At 41.5% G+C, this 21,214-nt stretch carries 17 protein-coding genes; 5 read left to right on the top strand and 12 right to left on the bottom strand.

From position 1 onward, the window contains the following. Positions 1-156: 156 nt before the first annotated feature. Positions 157-465, top strand: coding sequence for a thioredoxin (trxA, locus tag L870_RS0111435; protein ID WP_028518258.1), 309 nt, complete (start codon positions 157-159; stop codon positions 463-465). Here trxA and L870_RS0111430 read toward each other — a convergent pair. Next, the gene (locus L870_RS0111430; RefSeq protein ID WP_028518257.1) at positions 454-1,116 is read right to left on the bottom strand and encodes a Crp/Fnr family transcriptional regulator; all 663 of its coding nucleotides are present in this window, start codon (positions 1,114-1,116) and stop codon (positions 454-456) included. The two genes, trxA and L870_RS0111430, sit on opposite strands and share 12 nt — an antisense overlap. 25 nt (positions 1,117-1,141) lie before the next feature. On the opposite strand from L870_RS0111430, the gene L870_RS0111425 reads away from it, so the two are divergent. Beyond that, positions 1,142-2,812: an FAD-dependent oxidoreductase gene (locus L870_RS0111425; RefSeq protein WP_028518256.1), complete on the top strand. Its 1,671-nt coding sequence runs from the start codon at positions 1,142-1,144 to the stop codon at positions 2,810-2,812. 70 nt (positions 2,813-2,882) lie between these two features. On the opposite strand, the gene L870_RS0111415 is transcribed toward L870_RS0111425, so the two are convergent. From L870_RS0111415 to L870_RS0111395, 5 genes are all read right to left on the bottom strand, one after another. Then, positions 2,883-4,100: a YqiA/YcfP family alpha/beta fold hydrolase gene (locus L870_RS0111415; protein WP_028518255.1), complete on the bottom strand. Its 1,218-nt coding sequence runs from the start codon at positions 4,098-4,100 to the stop codon at positions 2,883-2,885. A gap of 39 nt (positions 4,101-4,139) precedes the next feature. Continuing rightward, the gene (locus L870_RS17445; protein ID WP_028518254.1) at positions 4,140-5,690 is read right to left on the bottom strand and encodes a hypothetical protein; all 1,551 of its coding nucleotides are present in this window, start codon (positions 5,688-5,690) and stop codon (positions 4,140-4,142) included. Positions 5,691-5,812: 122 nt separating this feature from the next. Further along, complete coding sequence (gene crcB, locus L870_RS0111405) at positions 5,813-6,187, bottom strand: fluoride efflux transporter CrcB (protein WP_028518253.1); 375 nt, start codon at positions 6,185-6,187, stop codon at positions 5,813-5,815. A gap of 115 nt (positions 6,188-6,302) precedes the next feature. Continuing rightward, positions 6,303-7,277, bottom strand: coding sequence for a DUF4003 family protein (locus L870_RS0111400; protein ID WP_028518252.1), 975 nt, complete (start codon positions 7,275-7,277; stop codon positions 6,303-6,305). A 127-nt stretch (positions 7,278-7,404) separates the two neighbouring features. Beyond that, positions 7,405-7,965, bottom strand: a complete 561-nt coding sequence (locus tag L870_RS0111395; RefSeq protein ID WP_028518251.1) for a flavin reductase family protein — start codon at positions 7,963-7,965, stop codon at positions 7,405-7,407. A gap of 286 nt (positions 7,966-8,251) precedes the next feature. Here L870_RS0111395 and L870_RS0111390 point away from each other — a divergent pair, with 286 nt between their 5' ends. Beyond that, entirely contained in the window at positions 8,252-9,601 is a 1,350-nt protein-coding gene (locus tag L870_RS0111390; RefSeq protein WP_028518250.1) for a S1C family serine protease, read from the top strand. A gap of 151 nt (positions 9,602-9,752) precedes the next feature. Here the strand turns inward: L870_RS0111390 and L870_RS18610 are convergent, their stop codons facing one another. Beyond that, positions 9,753-11,975 (bottom strand): cellulase family glycosylhydrolase, encoded by a 2,223-nt coding sequence (locus L870_RS18610; protein WP_051411528.1) that lies wholly within the window; start codon positions 11,973-11,975, stop codon positions 9,753-9,755. Positions 11,976-12,412: 437 nt separating this feature from the next. On the opposite strand from L870_RS18610, the gene L870_RS0111380 reads away from it, so the two are divergent. Continuing rightward, complete coding sequence (locus L870_RS0111380; protein WP_028518249.1) at positions 12,413-14,581, top strand: substrate-binding domain-containing protein; 2,169 nt, start codon at positions 12,413-12,415, stop codon at positions 14,579-14,581. 633 nt (positions 14,582-15,214) lie between these two features. Continuing rightward, positions 15,215-17,197, top strand: coding sequence for an endo alpha-1,4 polygalactosaminidase (locus tag L870_RS19030; RefSeq protein ID WP_080676432.1), 1,983 nt, complete (start codon positions 15,215-15,217; stop codon positions 17,195-17,197). A gap of 483 nt (positions 17,198-17,680) precedes the next feature. On the opposite strand, the gene L870_RS0111370 is transcribed toward L870_RS19030, so the two are convergent. The 5 genes from L870_RS0111370 to L870_RS17430 all read right to left on the bottom strand — a co-directional run bounded on the left by L870_RS0111370 (position 17,681) and on the right by L870_RS17430 (position 20,644). Next, positions 17,681-18,193 (bottom strand): hypothetical protein, encoded by a 513-nt coding sequence (locus L870_RS0111370; RefSeq protein ID WP_028518248.1) that lies wholly within the window; start codon positions 18,191-18,193, stop codon positions 17,681-17,683. A 2-nt stretch (positions 18,194-18,195) separates the two neighbouring features. Then, positions 18,196-18,336 carry a hypothetical protein gene (locus L870_RS19345; protein WP_155250195.1) on the bottom strand — a complete coding sequence of 47 codons (141 nt, stop codon included), beginning with the start codon at positions 18,334-18,336 and terminating at the stop codon, positions 18,196-18,198. A gap of 174 nt (positions 18,337-18,510) precedes the next feature. Next, complete coding sequence (locus L870_RS0111360) at positions 18,511-19,422, bottom strand: hypothetical protein (protein ID WP_028518247.1); 912 nt, start codon at positions 19,420-19,422, stop codon at positions 18,511-18,513. Positions 19,423-19,828: 406 nt separating this feature from the next. Continuing rightward, entirely contained in the window at positions 19,829-19,984 is a 156-nt protein-coding gene (locus tag L870_RS19025; protein WP_080676431.1) for an RNA 2'-phosphotransferase, read from the bottom strand. A 123-nt stretch (positions 19,985-20,107) separates the two neighbouring features. Then, on the bottom strand, positions 20,108-20,644 hold the full coding sequence (locus tag L870_RS17430; protein ID WP_051411527.1) for a macro domain-containing protein: 537 nt from the start codon (positions 20,642-20,644) through the stop codon (positions 20,108-20,110). Positions 20,645-21,214 lie beyond the last annotated feature (570 nt).

The raw sequence follows: 21,214 nt of genomic DNA, 5'->3' as shown, positions 1-21,214 counted from the left end.
TATAATGAATGAAAAAGCATTCATTATAATTGATTTAAAAGCCCTTGCAGATACGCAAATTAAAGATTTGCTCCCTGCATATCGGGCAATTATATCATAACGCTTCGCTTTTATGATATAATAAAGATACAATAAAATTAGAAAGGAAGTATTGATATGACAGTTTTAAATGTTACAAAGGAAAATTTCGCAGAGGTAAGAGCAAGTGAAAAGCCTGTTCTTCTGGACTTTTACGCAGACTGGTGCGGACCGTGCAGAATGGTATCGCCTCTTGTTGACGAGATAGCTGAAGAGCACAGTGAATTTACAGTAGGCAAGGTCAACGTTGACGATCAGCCCGAGCTTGCCGAAGCATTCGGAGTTTCAAGCATCCCCATGCTTGCAGTTATGAAAAGCGGAACGGTTACGGCACGTGCGGTCGGAGCTCGTCCGAAGTCAGCTATTCTCGATATGTTAAAGGGTTAAGCCGCGCAGACGCTTCTTGTCAAGTATTTTGATACCCTTGCGAGATACCTCAACTATGCCCTCGTTAGCGAAGTATTTCAGCATTCGTGAAACCACTTCACGGGCAGAGCCGATGTACTTCGCTATCTGCTCCTGTGTGAGCCGGATATTGTCTGATCCGATGCGCAGAGCTTCATCATGGAGGAATATTGCAAGGCGCTTGTCAAGACTCATGAACATAATCTGCTGCATTACCCACATAACATCGGAGAAGCGCGAAACGGCTGTTTCAAGGGAAAATATCCTTATCTCGGGATTGCGCTCCGAGACCTGCTTGAAAGCGTGACCGCTGATTATGCAGCATTCGCTGTCCTCCTCAGCGTCTATAACAACTTCAAATGTTATGGACTGCAAAACACAGGAAGCCGACAGCATACACATATCACCCTTGTGCAGGCGGTACAGAGTCACATCCTTGCCGTCCTCTGACATTATATACACACGGAGACTTCCGCTGCGAACGAATATAACTCCCGAGCATTCGCTGCCGTTGTGGAGGTTAGTACCTTTTTCGTATTTATGTACCGCAGAGCTATCACAGATATACTTGCGGTCATCAGCTGATATTTTTTCCCAGAACGGGAATAATTCACTGTAGATCTCTTCAAACATAATTTTTCCTTTCGGAGGTAGAAAAATGAAAACTATTATCGTAGGCGGTGTTGCAGGAGGAGCTTCCGCAGCCGCAAGACTGAGACGTTTAAATGAAAAAGATGAGATAATCATTCTCGAACGAGGAGACTATATCTCCTTTGCCAACTGCGGCCTGCCGTATTTTATCGGCGGAGAGATAACCGACAGGAATATGCTTACTTTGCAGACTCCCGAGAGCTTCCGCAAACGTTTCAATATTGATGTGCGTATAAAAAGCGAAGCTGTTAAGATATTTCCTGAAGCTCATACAGTAACCGTGCGCAATGCCGATACAGGTGAAGAGTACGATGAGACCTTCGACAAGCTCATACTCTCACCGGGAGCTGAACCAATTCGCCCGAATATCAGCGGCATTGAACTGCCTCATGTATTCACGCTGCGAAATATCCCCGACACTATGAAGATAAAAGGCTTTGTTGACAACAATAAGCCGAAAAAAGCTGTAGTTGTGGGCGGCGGATATATCGGAGCTGAAATGGCAGAAAATCTTGCAAACGCAGGTCTTGAAGTATCAATAGTTGAGCTTTCCGACCACCTTATTGCACCTCTTGATGCCGACATAGCAGCCGATGTTCACCGCTATATCAGAAGCAAAGGAATAAGGCTGTTCCTGAACAACGGTGTCACGGAGATGACCGATAATAAAGTCATTCTGCAAAAGGACAGTATCGAAGCCGATTTGGTCATAATGTCCGTGGGAGTCCGTCCCGAGACTTCACTTGCTAAGGAATGCGGTATTTCTCTAAACTCAAGGAGCAGCATAATAGTGAACAGCCATATGCAGACAAACTATCCTGATATTTACGCTGTGGGTGACGCTGTTGAGGTAAAGGACTTCGTAACGGGCTCAGCTGCGTTCATACCGCTTGCAGGTCCTGCAAACAAACAGGGACGAATTGCTGCCGATAATATATCAGGTATTCCTTCGGAGTACAAGGGCACCCAGGGCTCGGCTGTTCTGAAGCTGTTCGATATGACAGTTGCCACAACTGGACTTAACGAAAAACGTGCCTCAGCTGAGGGTATCGACTATGACAAGACCTACACATATTCTGCTTCTCACGCATCATATTATCCCAATGCGACAAATATGTCAGTAAAGGTGCTGTGGGACAAGAATACAAAGAAGCTTCTCGGTGCTCAGATAGTGGGCTTTGACGGCGTGGACAAGCGTATGGACGTGCTTGCGGCAGCTATCCGTTTCGGTGCAGAAGTTACCGACCTGAAAGAGCTTGAACTCTGCTATGCTCCGCCTTTCGGAAGTGCAAAGGATCCCGTGAATATGGCTGGATTTGTTGCCGAGAACGTCATAAACGGTACGATAAAGCAGTTCTTCTGGCAGGATATTGAAAAGCTTCCGCGAGACGAAAGTATTACTCTTCTTGATGTGCGTACAAAGACAGAAATTGCCCGCGGAATGATAGACGGCTTTATTAATATTCCACTTGACACCCTGCGCGACAATCTTGATAAGCTGCCTAAGGACAAGCCTGTATACGTTCATTGCCACAGTGGTTTAAGAAGCTATATAGCCTGCCGAATACTCAGCGGAAACGGCTATGACTGCTATAATCTTGCAGGCGGCTGGAGGCTGTATGAATCCGTTATCAACGACCGTACAGTTCCCGAATATATATGTACAGAATGCAAATAAAACTTAAAGCAGTGCCTCCTTTCGGAGGCACTTTTCAATTATAGCAATAAGCATATCAACGATAACAGTATTAATATAATTCTGCAAGTCTCAGATATGTTCCTTCGATCAAATTCTTTATCTCGCATTCAACATCAAGATGCATGAGATAAACGTGAACACCGCTGTCCGAAAGCTTTATGAACTCGGGCAGCATTTCTTTCAGATATAGATGAACTTCGCTTTTATAGTACGCCGCTTCGGTATAAAGGAATGAACCTCTTTTCAACAGAGGCTTAAAGGGCTCAAGCGTTGCGGTATCACCTGTGTAAACTACGTTATTTCCGTGAATATTCAGATGATAGCCATAACACTTTCCCTCAAGCGGCTTAACGTGAGTGGTCGGCACGGCTTCAGCGAACCACTTCCTGTTCAGTTCATCAGCTGTAACAATATTGAACCACTCAGCTTCGCAGCCCTCAATTCTCATAAGCAGCAGAAGCAGGTCGTCTCTGACCTCAGCTGACGGAGCAACGATAGTCACTTTTTTCTTCATATGGCTTGCAAACCATACATATTGCAGCATTGTTCCTACGCCGCCGCTGTGGTCACCGTGAGTGTGAGTGACAAGGATATAGATGTTGTCGTACTGCTCCAAGTTCATTTTCTTGACCTTCTGATAGGAAGTTGCAGGACAGTCTATAAGAACAAGCTCATTGTCCTCAACAAAGAATGCTGAATTATGTTCATCGGCAAACGCAGAACCTCTGCCTAAAAACAGCAGCAGACGATCATTATTTATCTGAGTAAGCAGCTCTGAAATATGCTCACCAATATCCTCGATAGTGCTGTGGCTGCCGTGAACTCCTATAACCTGCTCCGAAAGTTTTTGGCAGTTTTTATAGTTGTCGGGAAGAACGGTATCACCGTCACTGCACAAGGTATATGCCCGTTCATTTTGAGTGCTGACAGACATATCTCTATACTGCTCCAAAAACTCCACAGGTATGCCTGAAGCTGCTATAAGCTCCAGTTCATGGGGATAATAGCATGGATTTGTAAGTATACACGGACGCCTGAACTTTCTGCTCAGCTTGTCTGCATACCAGCCGCCAAGACTCTGTCCCACAAATATAAAGTCATCGGAATCCAACATATCCGAAAGCTGTTCGAGAAGCTCAGTCGGGGAAGTTTCCATATATTTAAGCTGTGGAGATATTATATCATCAGGTGAGATAATTTCACATAATGCCTTGTAATTCTTGTTATCAGCTTCACCCATGAAGCCATGTAAATTCAGTATTTTCATAATAATCACTTAATATCGAACTATCTGTTAATATTTCAGTTAAGGTTTAATTTTATTTATCTCATCCTGTATTGCTTTCATGGTATCATCCCAGCTTTGTCCGATATCAATATATGAGTCCTTAATTGCCTCTATAATATCGGATTTAATGGTTTCATCATAAGATGAATAACTTTTCATATCAATTTTTCTTGCACTTTGATCGAAAATAGCATAATAATTCTCTGCATTTAGTATATCTATCATTTTCGTATCATGCCACAGGTTATCTTTTGCAAGCTGCGCATTGGCAGACATATTGTTTGGCATATTATCAAAATAAGCAAGCCGCTTCATATTTTCAGAATTGAAAGCAGAAGAAAGGATAAAGCTCCTTACATCATCGCCGTTATCTGTAGACGGGTTGACAATTATATCGTTACCTCCCCAGCAGTATGCCTGCGGACCTACGCATATACTCCAGTTTCCGGGCTGTTTTGACGTTGCTTCACACACAAAGCTGTCATTGTAAAAAAATGCCCATGAAGGTACAAAATAGCCCATACAAAGACTTTTCTGACCTGCTTGTTGCCATTCATCAGTCCACTGAGCGTTCCTTGCAACACCGCCGACGTTCCAAAGCCCCTTAGCCATATCAGCAAAGTACTTGACATCATTACTCAGATCTGATATATTTCCGCTTGCAGTGAAATCAAATCTTCCACAGGAAAAAGCTTCCCACATACCTCCGAGAGAATCGGCAAGAGCCACTTTTCCTTCCGATTTTTCAGCGATAGTTTTTGCCGAACCCGAAAACTTATCCCAGTCTCCTATAGCTGCCTGCATTTCTTCGGAAGTCTTGACTCCGAGATACTCCTCGGCAAGGTCTGAACGGTATACAAAAGCTCCCGGAGCAATATTATAAGGAACAGATTTTAATACACCGTTGCTGTTTTTTGCAAGTTTCTTTGTATAAGGATACCATTCGCTCATATCATCTTCCGTTATGCCTATATCTGAAAGAGGTGCAGAGAGTTTATCATTATCCATATAATTCAAAGCCCAGTATGGTTCGACAAAGTATACATCCACATCATCGCCCTGATTGAATATCTCGTCATAGTATTCCGAAGCATAGCTGCCTGCTGAATTTACGTTGATGAAGTTTATTTTTGCACCTGAAGGTGCTGTTATGTCATAATCCGTCGGAGAATTGAAATATTTAATTATATCTCCTTCATAAATGCCTCTCCAGCTTGAAATAAGATTTGGTATATCAGTATCGCTCCATGAAAGAATAGTAAAAGTTTCTCCCCCTGTTTTGAGACTTATTTTTTTATCCGTAGTTGAAGGTTCGGTCGTATCAGTATTCTTTTTCATGAACTCTTCCAAAGCAGTGGGAGTACCTTCACAAGTTGACGCATAGGAATAATATTTAAGTATAATAGAAGCATCGACAGCATCAATATAGCCGTCAGAGTTTATATCGCCGAATTTTGCAGCAGCATTTGCGGTATTATCGTTGTTATTTAACGATGAAACTGCGGTTAATGAAAGAGCACCAATAATTCCAAGAGCAGAAATACCTGCGATATTACGTTTTAGGCTCATAATTAATACCTCCTGTAATTGGCTATTTTATATATGCCGATATATTTTTATTATACCATATCAAAAACTTTTATACAAGTATTCTCGTAAAAAAACAGGTAATGGTTATGAGAAAACCGTATTCAAAAGACTTTTCCGGAAAGATACTGTGCTGCAAATAAAGCACCTATTCCAAAAGCAACGCTGAGTATTACATAAGCGGCAGCTGTGATATACGCACCATTTTCCATGAGCCCGCCTGTTTCAAGAGCAAACGATGAAAAAGTCGTAAAACCGCCGCAGATACCGACTTTCAGGAACATTACAAGTCTCGGAGAATCCGCAAATTGCTTCAGTGCCAGTGCAGCTATAAGTCCTATCAAAAAGCAGCCTATTATATTGACGATAAAAGTTTTTATAGGGAATCCGTCATTACTGCCTATGGGAAGCTTTCCTATAAGAAATCTGCATACTGCTCCTATTGCGCCGCCTGCCGCAACTGCTAAACAATCCATCATAAAATCACCACTTTCAAGTATTATCAAAATTAGTGTATACTAATTATAGCACAACGAAAGTCCATTTACAATTCCTAAAATGAAAGGACGGCATATGCCGTCCTTTCCCTTAGTTTCAGTTATTTGAAGCAGCTACCGATGAGGCAACAACAGCAGCATAAATTGCAGCCTCCTGTGCTGCGATAACAGCAAGTGCAGAAGCAGATACAGCTGCCTGAGCATTATCGGTATCTTCATAGAGATCAGCAGTAAGCATAGCGGCGTGCATAAGTCTTGTTTTCTTGTCAAGGCTCAATGCGCCGTAGCCCTTCTGACCGCTGAGCACTTCATCTATCCCGATAACAGTATCAACAAGCTCCTTTTCATCTGCTTCGATAACAGATATTGCTGCAAGCATGGGAAGCTCATAGTGCTTGCCGTATTTCCTTCCTGCTGCGGCAAACATATCGAACATTCCGATCATTCTGCCGACCTTTTCCTCGGGAGCACCGTCTGTCATTGCAAGTATATGTGATACTGTCTGGACAACGTTCTTGTCAGAAAACTTCTTTTTCAGAAGGTCATAGCACTTCTCAGCATCATCTATGAGCTGATCATCGCTCTTATCCGAAAATGCCATAAAACCTGCCATTATGTTGTCCTCACTTGATGTGAGTATGGGGTGTTCTTTCTTCATCATATTGTAAAGAACACGACCTCTTGCAGCTATCCTGTCAGCTTCTTCTGATGTGGTCCTCTCGGCAAGGAGAGTTGCAAGCAGAGCAAGATACTCCGATCTGCTGAAATGTTTTTTGAGTATGCCGTACATATCCATTACTTTTTCAAACTGAGCTTCAGGATCAGCAGCCACGCAAAGCTTAGCAGCAAATGGTGTCATCACAACGCCCTTGAGATAAGACGCAAAGCCTGCATTCTTCTTGATGAGCTTCTTGCACTCTGCAAGCTTGTCTGCGTCAGCTTTAACACCTGCCGCGCAGAATATATTTGCTGCAACAGGATAGATGTATGAACTTTCAAATTTGACAACTTTTTTGATAATATCCCTGTTCTCGATAAAATCCATTGTGATCTGTTTTGTATTTTCTTTCATGGTAAAAACTCCTTTTGTAAATAAGATGTTTACTTCTGTGATCATAGTATATCATATCACAATGCTGTTGTCCGTCTTTTAATATTACCGTATATTACAATTCTGAAATGTTTATCGTATCAGCTGCTCACTGAAACTTTTTGCCTGCGCTTCTGACAGCGGCAACGCTTTCACCGACTTTTCTGTAGCACTTTGTGGCTGTATCATATATAACAAGTCCTGCTTTACTGTAATCTACCTTACCGTCGGTAAGTACATTATCATCAGCTTTAAGACCTACTACCTCGGCAACTACTCTGGTCTCGCCGAATTCCTCCTGTATATCTATTACCTTACACTCGATAGTTACAGGGAGCTGATCTATGACAGGGGCATTGACCTTGTCTGACTTTGTAACGGTAAAACCGCATTTTTCCAGCTTGTTCTCCTCATTGTTTCCAGATACGATTCCAACATAGTCACAGGCAGCGACCTGTTCTGCCGTCGCATAAGCAACTGTGAATTCCTTGTTAAGCTTGATATTTTCAGTAGTTTTGTGTGAGCCTGAAAGGCTGACAGATATCTGGCTCATGCCTACCTGACCACCCCATGCTGCGTTCATTGCATTTGGAGTGCCGTTTGCATTGTATGTGCCGATGATAAGCACAGGAAGCGGTGCGAAGAAGCCTTTTTCAAATGATTGTTTCATATTAGATTACCTCCAAAATATTATGTTGTTTTATACACATTAATTATACATCACATAAGCAGAAAAAGCAACCAAAGTGTTTAAAATGTGATGAGCGTACTGCCAAAACCACCTTATTTCTTCACACAGTTTTTATATATGTGAAAATATTGACACTTAAATTCCCAGTAGATTCTACATTCATTGCAAATTTATTTCACACAGAGGAAATATAATATAATCACAGCAACGGGAAAGGCTCCCGAAAAAAACGAATATAAAAATTCTGAAAGGAATAGTGAATATTATGAAAAATGAGTACAATTACACAGTATACGGCAAAAACGAAAACAGTGAGGCAAACGGCATGGATAATAAATACCCTGAATATACAGGCTTCTCTACAGACAGTAATGTAGCAAAGAAAGCCAACAGGCGCATGACCGCTAAGATAGCAGCTTCGATCATGGCAATGGCTCTTGTATCAGCAGGTTCTATCGGTGTCTACCATTACGCATTCGGAACAGACAACACCCTGTCAACGGTAATTATTGAAGATACAGAGGACGAAACAGTTGAAACGACTGCCGGATCTGATGTTACTATAAAAAACGTAAGCAATATCACTACCGCAGTAAAAAACAGCGATGAGCTTACCACAGAGCAAGTGGTTGAAAAGGTCCTTCCTTCAGTTGTTGGTATCGAGTCCACATTCACAATGACTTCACAGAGCAGCGGTTACTTCAACTTTGGCGGATTCGGTCAGAGTCAGCAGCCTCAGACTTCCTCGGCAACTGCTACAGGTACAGGTGTTGCCATCACAACTGACGGCTATATAGTAACAAATGCCCACGTTATCTATGATACAGAATATAACGCAGGTCTGGCAGCAAGTATAACTGTTATCGTAAATGAAGAGGACCGCTATGATGCAGAGGTCATCGGATATGATACAGATTATGACCTTGCAGTTCTTAAAATAAACGCAGAAGATCTTGTTGCAGCCGAGTTCGGCAACAGCGATGAGCTCAATCTCGGTCAGGACGTTATTGCGATAGGAAATCCTCTCGGCTTTGACCTTATGAACACTGTTACAAGCGGTATCGTATCGGGACTTAACCGCCAGATCACCATAAACGAAAAGTCAATGACTCTTATCCAGACCGATGCGGCTATAAACTCAGGCAACTCAGGCGGACCTCTCATCAACAAGAACGGTCAGGTAATAGGCATCAACTCCTCTAAGATGTCAGCATCGTATTCTGAGGCAAGTATCGAAGGAATCGGCTTTGCTATCCCTTCAAACGAGGCTGCAAGAATAGTCAGGGATATAATGGAATACGGATATGTAACAGGCAAGCCACAGTTAGGTATCAGCTGTCAGGATATTACCGAAAACATCTCAAGAATGTATAACCTCCCTGTCGGTGTATACATTGCAGCAGTAGCAGAGAACAGCGCAGCTGAAAAAGCAGGTTTACAGGTTGGCGACATCATTACCAAGATCAATGACGAGAACGTAACCTCATATGATGAACTTACCGCCAAGAAAAACGAGCATAAGGCAGGCGAGACAATCGAGCTTACCTACGTAAGAAACGGTGCTGAAGACAAGGTCACAGTAACCCTTGACGAGGCTGTAGCCGCTCAGAATTAAGTTAACCAATCCACTCTCTATATACTGCCGCAGCCCTGTGCTGCGGTATTTTTTTGTACAAAGCAATGGATATTGAACTCAGAAGAACAATAAACTCCGCTGCATCTGATATACAGCGGAGTTTATTTATAGGATAGTTCAAATAATAATATTATGCAATATCAAGAGAAGTAACCTTATTGAGAAGGAACTCCTGTATGCGGAGAGCGTCATTTGCTGTTATGCCCTCGCTTGACTTGTCAACATCACCGTTTGCAAGTCCCTTTTCAGTGATATGCTTGTCGTCTGTACCGTTCAGACCGTACTTGTTCGGATTTGCAAGGTACTGCATTATGAGCACAACGTCCGACATATCAATGTCGCCGTCGCAGTTTACATCGCCATACTTATCTGCCTTTACAACTGTAACAGTAGTAGTTGTTGTCACAGTCTCTGTAACTGTCGTTGTTGATGTGGTTGAAGTTGAAGTAGTAGTTGAAGTTGTAGTCGTTGTTGATGTTGTAGTTGTAGAAGTAGATGTTGTTGTCTGCTGTGAGCCGTTTGATGAAATGATAAATGCCTTTATACTCTCAGCACCTGAAGCAGGAGGTGTTATCTCCTTGCCTGACTTGTCGGAAGCATACCAAGCCTGTAAAAGTGCAGACTTTTCTTTCTTTATCATCTCGATAAGCTGCTTCTTTACGTCAGCATCTGTAACAGCCTCGGCAGGGTCAGTGGATACGTCCATTACCTGCTTTGGATTGTTCATATCAAGAGTGATAGTGCCTGACTTCTTAGCCTCCCAGACGTATGATACCCAGTAGCTCTTACCGTTGAGCTGAGGTGAGAAGCCCAGACAGCCATTCATAAAGTTTGTATTGCCTGAGAACTGAACGTCTACAAATGCAGTTTCACCAATGCTTGTACCGAAGTTTACTGTGCCGCTGCCATTGTCTGTACCATATATCTTATCGCTGTCGGAAACATTTACAGATGTAGTTGTAGTTACTATCTCATTTGGATTTGTAACGGAAGTAACGATAGTAGACTCAGCATCTCCTCTTGCGTACTTGTTGATAGCAGCAACTATCTCGGGACGCTTCCATGTGCAGTTTGATCTGTCGAGGAGCATGAAGCTTATATCGTCCCACCAGCAGCAGGTAACGCCTACAGATGAAGCATATGCTGTGAAGTATGCAGCACAGTCAACTCTGTCCTGAACGTTGTTGCCCTTTTCTCTTGCGCCGTACTCACCAACGTAAACAGGGATACCCTTTGATGTGTACTTCTGGTAAACCTTGTCGAAAGCCTGATTTATCTCGCCTGTATCTGTATTGATGTTGAAATTGCGTACGCTCTGAGAATCGCTTTCCTCAGCAAGAGCGAAACCGTATGGCAAGTATGCGTGAACAGCTACGATAAGTCTGTTCTGAACGCTGTCGTTAGGTATCTGGAAATTCTCATTTGTAGCACCGTCGACCGAGCAGTCATAGCCGGGAACTGCAACATATCTTGTGCCGTTGTTGCCGCCTGACTTACGGATAGTATCAAGACAGTCCTGATTGAGCTTGTTGATAGTCTTTATAGCGTCGATACAGTCAGCGTTTGAAGGATTTATCCACCATTCGTTCTGATGACCGATAAGACGTGGTTCGTTCATGGTCTCGAAAATGAGCTTGTTGTCGTATTCCTTGAAGCGGTCTGCTATCTGTGACCATACAGTGGTCATGTACTTCTTTGACTGGTTATAATGAGCAGTATCAGGGTACATATACTTAGCGTCATTATCATGGTGAACATTGAGGATAACGTACATACCGTCGTCGATAGCATAGTCAACTATCTCCTGAACTCTGTCCATCCACTGCTTTGTGATCTGGTAATTGCTGTCAACGTGATTGTGCCATGAAACAGGGATACGTACAGTTCTGAAGCCTGCTGCCTTAACAGTGTCTATCATCTTCTTGGAGGTCTTGTAGCCGCCGTTCCAGCAGGTCTCGATACCCATTTCACTGCCTACCCAGCCTGTATCGTCGATAGCGTCCATAGTATTTCCGAGGTTCCAGCCGAGGCGCATATCTTTTACGAACTTGATGCCCTCAGTCTCGGGAACCGACTTTGCAGGGATATTGAGATCAGGGATATTGTAGCTTGAAGCTCCTACTTTATTGCTTGTAAGAAGCGGTACAGAGAACTCACCGATATCTGTTACACTGATATCTGAGTTCAATGCCTCAGCAGGGATACTGTACACGCTGTCGGAGCTTTCACCTGCAAACTGCTGAATACTCGAGCTGACAGCCGAGGCGGTGAAAACAGTGCTTCCCATAGCCGAGGAAACAAGGGTAGCTGCTGCAAGAGCAGCGGAACAGCCTTTTTTGAAGAAACTATTCATGTTAAAAACTTCCTTTCTTAAATCATAATCTATGTTTGTAGGGGACGCCGCCCTCGGCGTCCCGTTTAGGGAACGCCCTCCCTTGCAGGGCGTTCCCTCTTCAAAAACAATCCACCGGATTGTTTTTGAATTCACCCTTTGCGGAGCGCTTCGTAACTGCGGGGCTTTGCCCCACCCCCCACAAGGGCTGTCCGCCCTTGACCTGACCAGAGGCGCTGCCTCTGGACTCTGCCAAAGGAACACAGTCCCTTTGGAATCCCGTTCGTGGGCTCGGCAAGTTATTAAGTCAAAATATGATTTATCACATTAACTACATTATAGAATATACAAATGTAAATTTCAATGAGATATTCAACTCGATTTATGCACTTTTCAGCTTTTTGCTGTTGATTTATGTCGATGTCTATGCTATAATCAGATAAAAGAGGTGAATGTCCATGAGAAAAAGAATAGCTTTCATAACCGTAAATGTGGAAAAGCTCTACCAGACCAGCCTTATTGAAGCAATGTGGCGTCAGTCTGCCGCCCTCGGCTATGACTTTATAGTACTGACCCATTTCGTAAATTTCGACAACGAGACTGAACACCTTAAAGGTGACGAAAATATCTACACTCTCATCAAGCAGCTCAGCTTCGACGGCGCAGTCATAGATCTGGGCTCATTCTACAGCCGCTCCCTGTCAAAAAAGCTGGAGGATATGCTCTGTGAAAAGAGCATACCTGTGATCGCTCTCGATTATGTCAGCGACCGCTTTGAAAGCTGTATTCAGAACAACAGAGAATATTTCCGACAACTCACCGAGCATTTTATAAAAGTCCACGGCTTCCGAAATATATACTGTCTCAGCGGTCCCGAGAATGTAATACATACTACCGAGCGTATAGAGGGCTACAAGGACGCTCTCGCCGAAAACGGCATACCTTTCAGACAGGATCATGTATTCTACGGCGACTTCTGGGTAAACTACGCCAAGAGATTTGCGGCAAGCATCGCAAAGGGCGAAATAGAACGTCCGCAGGCTATTGTATGCGGAAACGATTTCATGGCTTTGCAGCTCTGCCTTTCACTTGCTGAAAACGGCATAAACGTCCCGGACGATATCGCTGTAGGCGGCTATGACGGCAATCCTGATGTCAGCAGCTACCACCCGTCACTTACCACCTTCGGCAGCGGCTACAGAAAAAACGGTGTAGAAGCTGTATGCCGCCTGCATAAACTAATAAGCGGCGAGAGCCCCAGTGACAACACAACGGTGCAGCCTGCTGTAAAAACAGGAGCAAGCTGCGGCTGCAAGGCTGATACCTCGGGAGACGCAGTTATCAGCGAAAAGATGTTCGCAAGGGATATGACTATGAGCATATTCATGCACAGCAACTATTCCTCCATGATGAACAACGTCAAGAACATGGACGAGTGCACAATAGTCCTTGCACAGAACGCCTATCTTCTCTACCCGAAAAGCGACTTCTTTCTCTGTCTTTGCAGCGGCAGTGAGGAGGACTCCGGCAGCGGCTACACAGAAAAAATGGTCTGCCGTATGAAGTACTGCAACGGCAGGTGCGACATATCTCAACAGGAGTTTGCACTGGATACCATGATACCTCAGCTGGATCTGTCAGATCAGCCTGCTGCATATATATTCACACCTCTGCACTACCTCGACAGGAACTTCGGCTACTGCGTACGAAGGTATTCGGACAGTATAGTATTTGAGCAGTACTACGGTGAATTCTGTCAGGTCGCCGCAAATACCATAGAACGCATACGTATGCTTGACTACGAAAAATACCTCAACGACAAGATACAGCGGCTCTCTGAACGTGATATCCTCACGGGCCTTTTCAGCCGAAAGGGACTTATCTCGCGGACCGACTCACTCAGCCACGACCGCCGATACTATGGAGTTCTCTATTGTATCGAGAGAACAGAACAGTTCCGTGAGCAATACGGCAATGAGTACGTCCGCCAGTTAATAGTCTCATTTTCACAGGCGGTCAACCTTTCATGTGCAAGGGGCGAGCTTGCTGCAAGAACAGGCAGTAAGGAGTTTATAATGATAGGCGAATGCGACGGTTCCGACTTTCCGGAGCAGCTCTTCATAAACTCACTGAAATCCAATCTGAAAATGATAGAGATGCAGCAGGGCGTTAGCATATCCCCAATGCTCTCACATCTGTCCGCCATGACAGACAGCGAGACCTCTCCCACGAAAATGATAACAAAACTCGAGAAAAAGCTTGAGGATATGCGCAGTTCCTCCGCAGACAGCAGCAGCGCCTTTCTTGGAAAGCTGCGTGAGCTGCAATACAACGTCTACGAGGAGCCGCAGCTTGAATGGACGGCTGAAAAAGCTTCCTCCAAAATTGGCGTAAGCATCTCCTACTTCCAGCACCTCTACCGCCAGTTTCTTAATATAAGCTTTAACGCAGATGTTATCTCCGCTCGTCTTGCCCTTGCGGAAAGGCTTCTTGTAAACACAGCTCTAAACGTCAGCGAGATAGCCGAGAAATGCGGTTACCCGGACGCTTCACATTTTATGAAGCTCTTCCGAAAGAAAAAAGGCATGACTGCCTCGGAGTACAGGAAATCCATGACAGGCAATTGAGCATAATCGCTGTAAAATGTGTATTTCTGATCAAATGTGCCGTACTTTTAAGCTGTATCAGCCATTTACCTTCATCTGACAGGATAATATTTACAATAATTATTATATACAAAGCAAAAGGCAGCCCAATGGGCTGCCGCTTCATTTTATGTTTAGTTATATGACGGCATAATAATTTCATCACTCAATTATTTATATATCATATGCCCATAAAATAATACACTACTTAATTAATAATTAGATTTTTTGTCTGAAAACTATTTTTCAATTCGTATATATTTATATACAGCACATAAATATAAGAAAACTCAAACTCCAACTACCTCGCTGCGGTTATTGAATACTCACTGATTAAAATCCGATTTATAACAACATCAAAAATGTAACATTCAGTATTCCTGTTACGATTATAATTAATAAAAGGGATATCGACAAAATATATATTTATCATTTTAATCGGTACATCCTTTTATCATTATAAAAAACATATCATAAAAAGGAGGTTATTATGAAAAAAATCACTATTCATAACATTTTTTGAAGTATGCTGCTTTATCGCATCATGTTCCCCCTACCACACAAAACGTCTAAAAACTCACATACTAAACAAGACCTAATGAAAAGAGGATTATAATGAATAATAAAAAAATTACAAGCCTAATCACGGCTTTGACAACCTGCTTTACGGCAATATCAATTAATCCCTGCTGTATTAAAGCTGAAACAGCAAATATGAAATATGAGTACGGAGTATTTCTTGGTGCAGATCCAGAGGATATCTCCTATATGAACAATTACAAGAAGATCGTGATCGATGCACAGTATTTTGAGAACGATGAGATCAGCAAGCTGAAAGAATCAGGCCACACTGTTTACAGCTATATCAATCTCGGATCTGTTGAAAAATTCCGTCCTTATTACAAGAAATACAAAAAATATTCTCTTGGTACATATGAGAACTGGACAGATGAGAAGTGGATTGATGTCTCACAGAAGGAATGGCAGAATTTCGTTGTTGGCGAGCTTGCAAAGGAAATTCTTGACAAGGGCGTTGATGGACTTTGGGTCGATAACTGCGACGTATATTACAATTTTCAAAATGACAAGATATATAACGGTGTAACCGATATTCTGATGGGATTAAAAGCATATGACACATACGTTATCATCAACGGAGGTGATACATATGTTTCAAAATATGCTGAAGAAAACAAAAGCTTGAATGCTGTTATGGATGCTGTAAATCAAGAGACTGTTTTCAGTGCTATAGATTGGGATAACGATTTATTTACAGAAAATGATGATGATACAAGAGAGTATTTCCAGGATTACTGTAAACTTGTAAGTGATTACGGAAAAGATGTTTATCTGCTTGAATATACTGAAAACAGCGATATCATTGATAAAGTTAAAAACTATTGCAATGAGAACGGGTATACATACTATGCATCAGATACTCTTGATCTTTTGACACCCGGACAGGAAAAGGGGTCTCAGCCATTAACAGAATTGACTCCTGAAGATGAAACCTTTATCGACCCGGATACCTTAGCAGAACTCGGGCCTCATGGTACGGGTGAAAAAGTCAGCACATTTAAACCCGGATTCTGGGAAGTGCGTTATAATGGCACAGCACTTTCAGAGTACATATATTTTGATCCGAACGGAAAAGACTTCATATCGTTCTCTGCTGAGTGCGGCTTGAAAGAAAATGGTGAGTACAGTCTCGAAAACAATCTGTGCACAAAGACTTTTGCTACAGGTGATGTTGTAAAAACAAGTGCTTCAGTTTGGGAAGACAGAGCAACTCTGAACTATCCCAACGGAAGAATAGATGTAATGAACTACATCTCCGCCGTTTCTCCTGATGATTTTGATTATCTCTGCAATGCTGAGATAAGAGAACTCCTGATTAATTACTATGAGAAAAAAACAGGTATATTATTAAATCCTGACTGCATTATGATCAAAGACGGATTCACAACAGCAGATGTCTATTTTACAGAGGACATTTATTGTAATGAAGACTCAGTTTTTCAATGTTATAACATTGACCGTTTCACAGGCAAATGTGTTGATGATAACGGCAAGGAAATAAAGCTTGATAATACTCTGAATAAAGGAACATATTTCGCCAAAGGATTGTGGAAATGCAAGGACCTGACCAATGATCTTGAAGGAGATTACTACTGGTTCAGCGGAAACGAAGAAGATTCAGTATCCTATGATACAGTGAATAAAGACCAGTGTGATTTTAACTATCATATTTCAAACGGACGTGGTATTGCATATATGAATGATGATGTATGGTTCTTTACCTGCAATGAAACTGATGACAGTTTAATAATTACATGGTATGATTCAGAAGGTGCTTTCTGCACAGAAAAACTAACCTTTATCGGTACTGCTGAAAAGAATGAGGTTGTATGGAACAACGGTGATCTTATTATTTCAGAAGCTGAATCAGAATCATATACAGCAGAAGATGTTCAGCTCCTTAAAAACTTCCTTTTAGGAAACTACTGCAACCTTGGCAATAAAAACTACGACTTCAACAATGACGGAATATTGAACATTTTTGATCTTATCGAACTTAGAAAAATCGTTTCAAAATAAAGAAAACGATTCTAAGATGTTTTTTAATGAAAAAATATGCAGGATTTGATTTTCAAGTGTATGAATAAAAAACTATAAAACAGACGAAAAGCCGTTATGAATTATATCATAGCGGCTTTTGTTAGCCCCTGCCCCACAGCAAAGCTCTGGAGACATAAGCCAATTAAAGGAACTGTATTTTGCAATATAATACCGCTGTCATAATTGATATGGCAGCGGTAATCTGTTTTATTAGGCATTATATATAAGCAGACTGAAACCGAACCTCATCTGCTCAGTGCACGAAACGGCTGACCGCTCCGAACACAAGGTTTTCAGAACAGGCAGGGCATATTTGTATCATCGGCTGTGTATTTCAACAGTCATAAATTAAACCTTGACTTATAACAAATAACAATTTTAATAATAACCTATGATAATAGAGTGCTTTACAATAAACCTCACTCCGCTGTTATCTGAAAACTGCCTGATCTCGGAAAAAATTTATATCTCTACCTCAAATTCCACTGTTGTATTTGCCAGATCAAGCGCCATCTGAGCTTCAGCAAGCAGTGCGGAAGTCTCGGCAAGATCTTTTTTTGCAGCATCTACATCATAGTTGCTGTGAATATATTCAATGAAGTTTGAAGAATGAGAAAAACTGCTGTTTACTCTCTCTTTCGGCAGACGAGCCGCCATTCTTTCAAGTTTTTTCTTTCTTGCTGTCAGCTGAGGGATATACACAAGCATCTGATCTATTGTCATATCAAATCCCGGGATCACATAGGACAGATTGAATTGGTTGATACAGTGCTTCAGGCTGATAATTTGTTTCTCAATGCTCTGAAGCTCTGTCTGCATATCACTATATGAGTATTCAGGGCGTGCTAACTCAATATCTTCCTGGATAGCAGCTGTAAACACAGCTGACTTCTGCTCTTTTTCAATCAGTGAAGTATGTAATTCATTCAGTCTTTTCAGCTCTTTTGCAGCCTGTGCAGATGTCATTTTTTTCATTTTTATATTCCTCCTATTTCATTTTGATTATTTGCAGTAATATGTTTCTTAAGCAATCCGGCAGCCTCTTGGGGTTCGTATTTCTCTGCAAGATCGAATATAGGCTCAGGAGAGGCGTGTATATTTCCGGTTATATACATCATAATATCTCACCTGGATTTTGATATTAATTATTATACCACATATATACATGTTTGTCACTAAATTTTCTGTTAAAAATCAAAACCACCATTTCAGTGGTGGTTTGCACAGCCCCTAAAAGGGGCAAATACAGGCAACCCAATAAAGTGGGCACTGAAGTTCTGACATTGCACTCTTCAGAACAGATCCAGCATACTGTCAAGATAGATCTCTTCACGGACAGTAATCCGGTATTCCGTTTTTATGAGATAATAAAGCAGAAATTCAAGATTGACAGCACTTCCAAGTCCTCTGCCTTCTATTTTGAAATTAGAAAAACCGAGAGGCAGATAGATGTTGATGATGTCATCTATACTGATAAATCCCGGATTTTTCATTGCCTTTGAAAAACGGTATCCTTCCCCTGCATCAGGCGCGGTACAGATGTGATCGGGACAGTTTTCTCCGAGATTTTTCATGCTTACATTTTCATAGCACGCTTTTCTGTCTTTACAGTTAAACGAGCAGCATTCATTGCAAAGGAATTCCACTTTATCTTTCTGGACCTGCGAAAGTGTATCGAGTTTACCGAACATCTTATTCAGCCTGAAATCAGGAACAACATATTTAAAATCGCCACGGTCTGTTTCTTTTAAAAACTCATCAAAATCAGTCTGAACCTTTGTTGTCGAGGAAACGAAATAAAGGCCGGGATAATTGTTTTTAATGTGTTCAAGCAGAAGATCTGAGTGAATTATCACACCGTTCTGAACACCTTTTCTTTCGGCAAAAAGCTCACACAGGGCATTGCATTTCCTGTCTGTGAGATGTTCAGGTTTTAAAAGCGAATTGCTGAAAGTGAGCCTTGAAGAAATGCCGTATTCATTCATAAGTGCGAGCACTTTTTCAGCTTCATATTCGCCGAATCCGACTCGTCCTCCGCCCCAGATACAGTCGGCAGGAGCACCATAGACAGATGCTATTTCACACCAGTCGTAAAAATATTCCCGATGCTCACGATACAGCGGCAGAAACACACTGTACAGGTCATAGAACTCAAAAAGCCCCGGAAGATGAAAATAAGCTTTATTTCTTTCAGTATTTCCCATACGTGATCTTACCATTTCCTTTATTTTCAGACATAGTCTCCTTGCTCCCAACTGTATCCATTTTGCTTTTAGTATCAATGATATTATTTATCTCTCAAAAAAAATTTAACAATATTATTAACATATTTTGAAAGCCATTTTTCCTCGATCCAGGCATATCCCCAGAAAAACAAGAAAGAAATCAATACTGCCGCAAATACACGTTCAAAAATATGATATAGTATAATCGCTGTAACAAATGTAATTATGATGGTAATTAATACATTGCATACACAACACACATTTGCGTAACTATTATTCTTCATTTCAGATTTATATCTCCTGTTATTTGGTATAAACTCTGCTACAAATATACTTCACAGGTACTTCCTCGGTACACCAAACCTCATTCTCGGTAACTCCGAACTTATATCCTTCTTTGTGCATCTCTGAAGCTGCTATGCTGGTTAACTCCAATTATTAGCTGTTCAACAGATGCCCAACCATGCTCGTCAATGTAAAGCTCCGCTTTTTCAGGCTGATGTCTGAGGAGTAAACAAAGATATTTAGACAATTCGTTCATATTACCGCCTCGCTTCTTGTTATTTCATTTATTATATACTAAGTATACCATAAAAACCACTTAAAATCAATATAGGTCTTATATTATAAGTAACTCCCTGTGTTATTCACACAGGGAGTTTCGTTACTTTATAAACTTATTGAAAGCATTCTGAGCTGACGCCATTTCTCTGGACGTAAAAGCGCAAAGCTTTACCTCTATCTCATATCCGGGATAGTCGGATGTGAACTTTTTATACGCTCGACAGCACTGCTTGGCAGATTCCCCAGCAGGATCCGGTAAATCTCCTCCAAAGATACCTGCGCTTATAAGTGGAAATGATATGCTGTGAAGCCCATTTTCCTTTAATACGCACAGAGAATTATAGTACGCATTGAATAATTCCTCAAAAGCAGTAGGAGTATATGAGAAATCAGGCCCTACAGCATGGATTATATGCTTAACGTTTGTCATGTTGAATGCAGGGGTTATAACAGCATCGCCGTCGTTCAACGGAGTCTTATACGCAGAGCAAGCCTCTGTAAGCTCCTTTGAGCCTGCTTTCTGAAATATAACACCGCATATTCCTCCGCCAGCCCATAATCCGCTGTTTGCTGCATTTACAACCGCATCTACTGTCTGGTCCGCACATGAAGCGTTCAATAGCTCTATTTTACTCATAATAATCAACCTTTCTTACAGCACTTCAATGCCATGAAACAGTAAGTGCAGCTTATCTATTCATATATCAGACCTTCTTTGATAATTAGTATAAAAAGGGGAAATATATTGTATATAATCTATCCCCTTCGCCAAAGGTTATATTTTCAGAAAATGTTTATTTGTTTTTATTATACTGCTATATTATTATTGTATCACATTCTGTATAATCGCGTCAAGGCTATATCAACAAAATAATGTAAATAATATAAAATCTTTTGTGCATTGTTTGTTGATTATTATTCTAATAATACAAATAGGATAATAACGAACGGATTAAATATTTATCAATATAACGTTGGACGATAAGAAAATCATCGTCTTTTTTGATGAATGACATTATCTCAGCTCTGATGCTACTTTTGCCTAAAGCATGACACCAATATAATAACATAAAGCGTATTCGGCATGACTGCCTGACAGTATTGAAAATAAAAGAAATCTGCACAATTAGCACAGATTGCTTTTGGTAATCTAATAGAATTTTTTGTTATTTCGACTGTCTACTTAACAGGGAGGACAGGTCACGAA

This window comes from Ruminococcus flavefaciens ATCC 19208 (genome assembly GCF_000518765.1).
GTDB classification, from domain to species: domain Bacteria; phylum Bacillota; class Clostridia; order Oscillospirales; family Ruminococcaceae; genus Ruminococcus; species Ruminococcus flavefaciens.
This window is presented reverse-complemented; position numbering and strand designations above follow the sequence as displayed.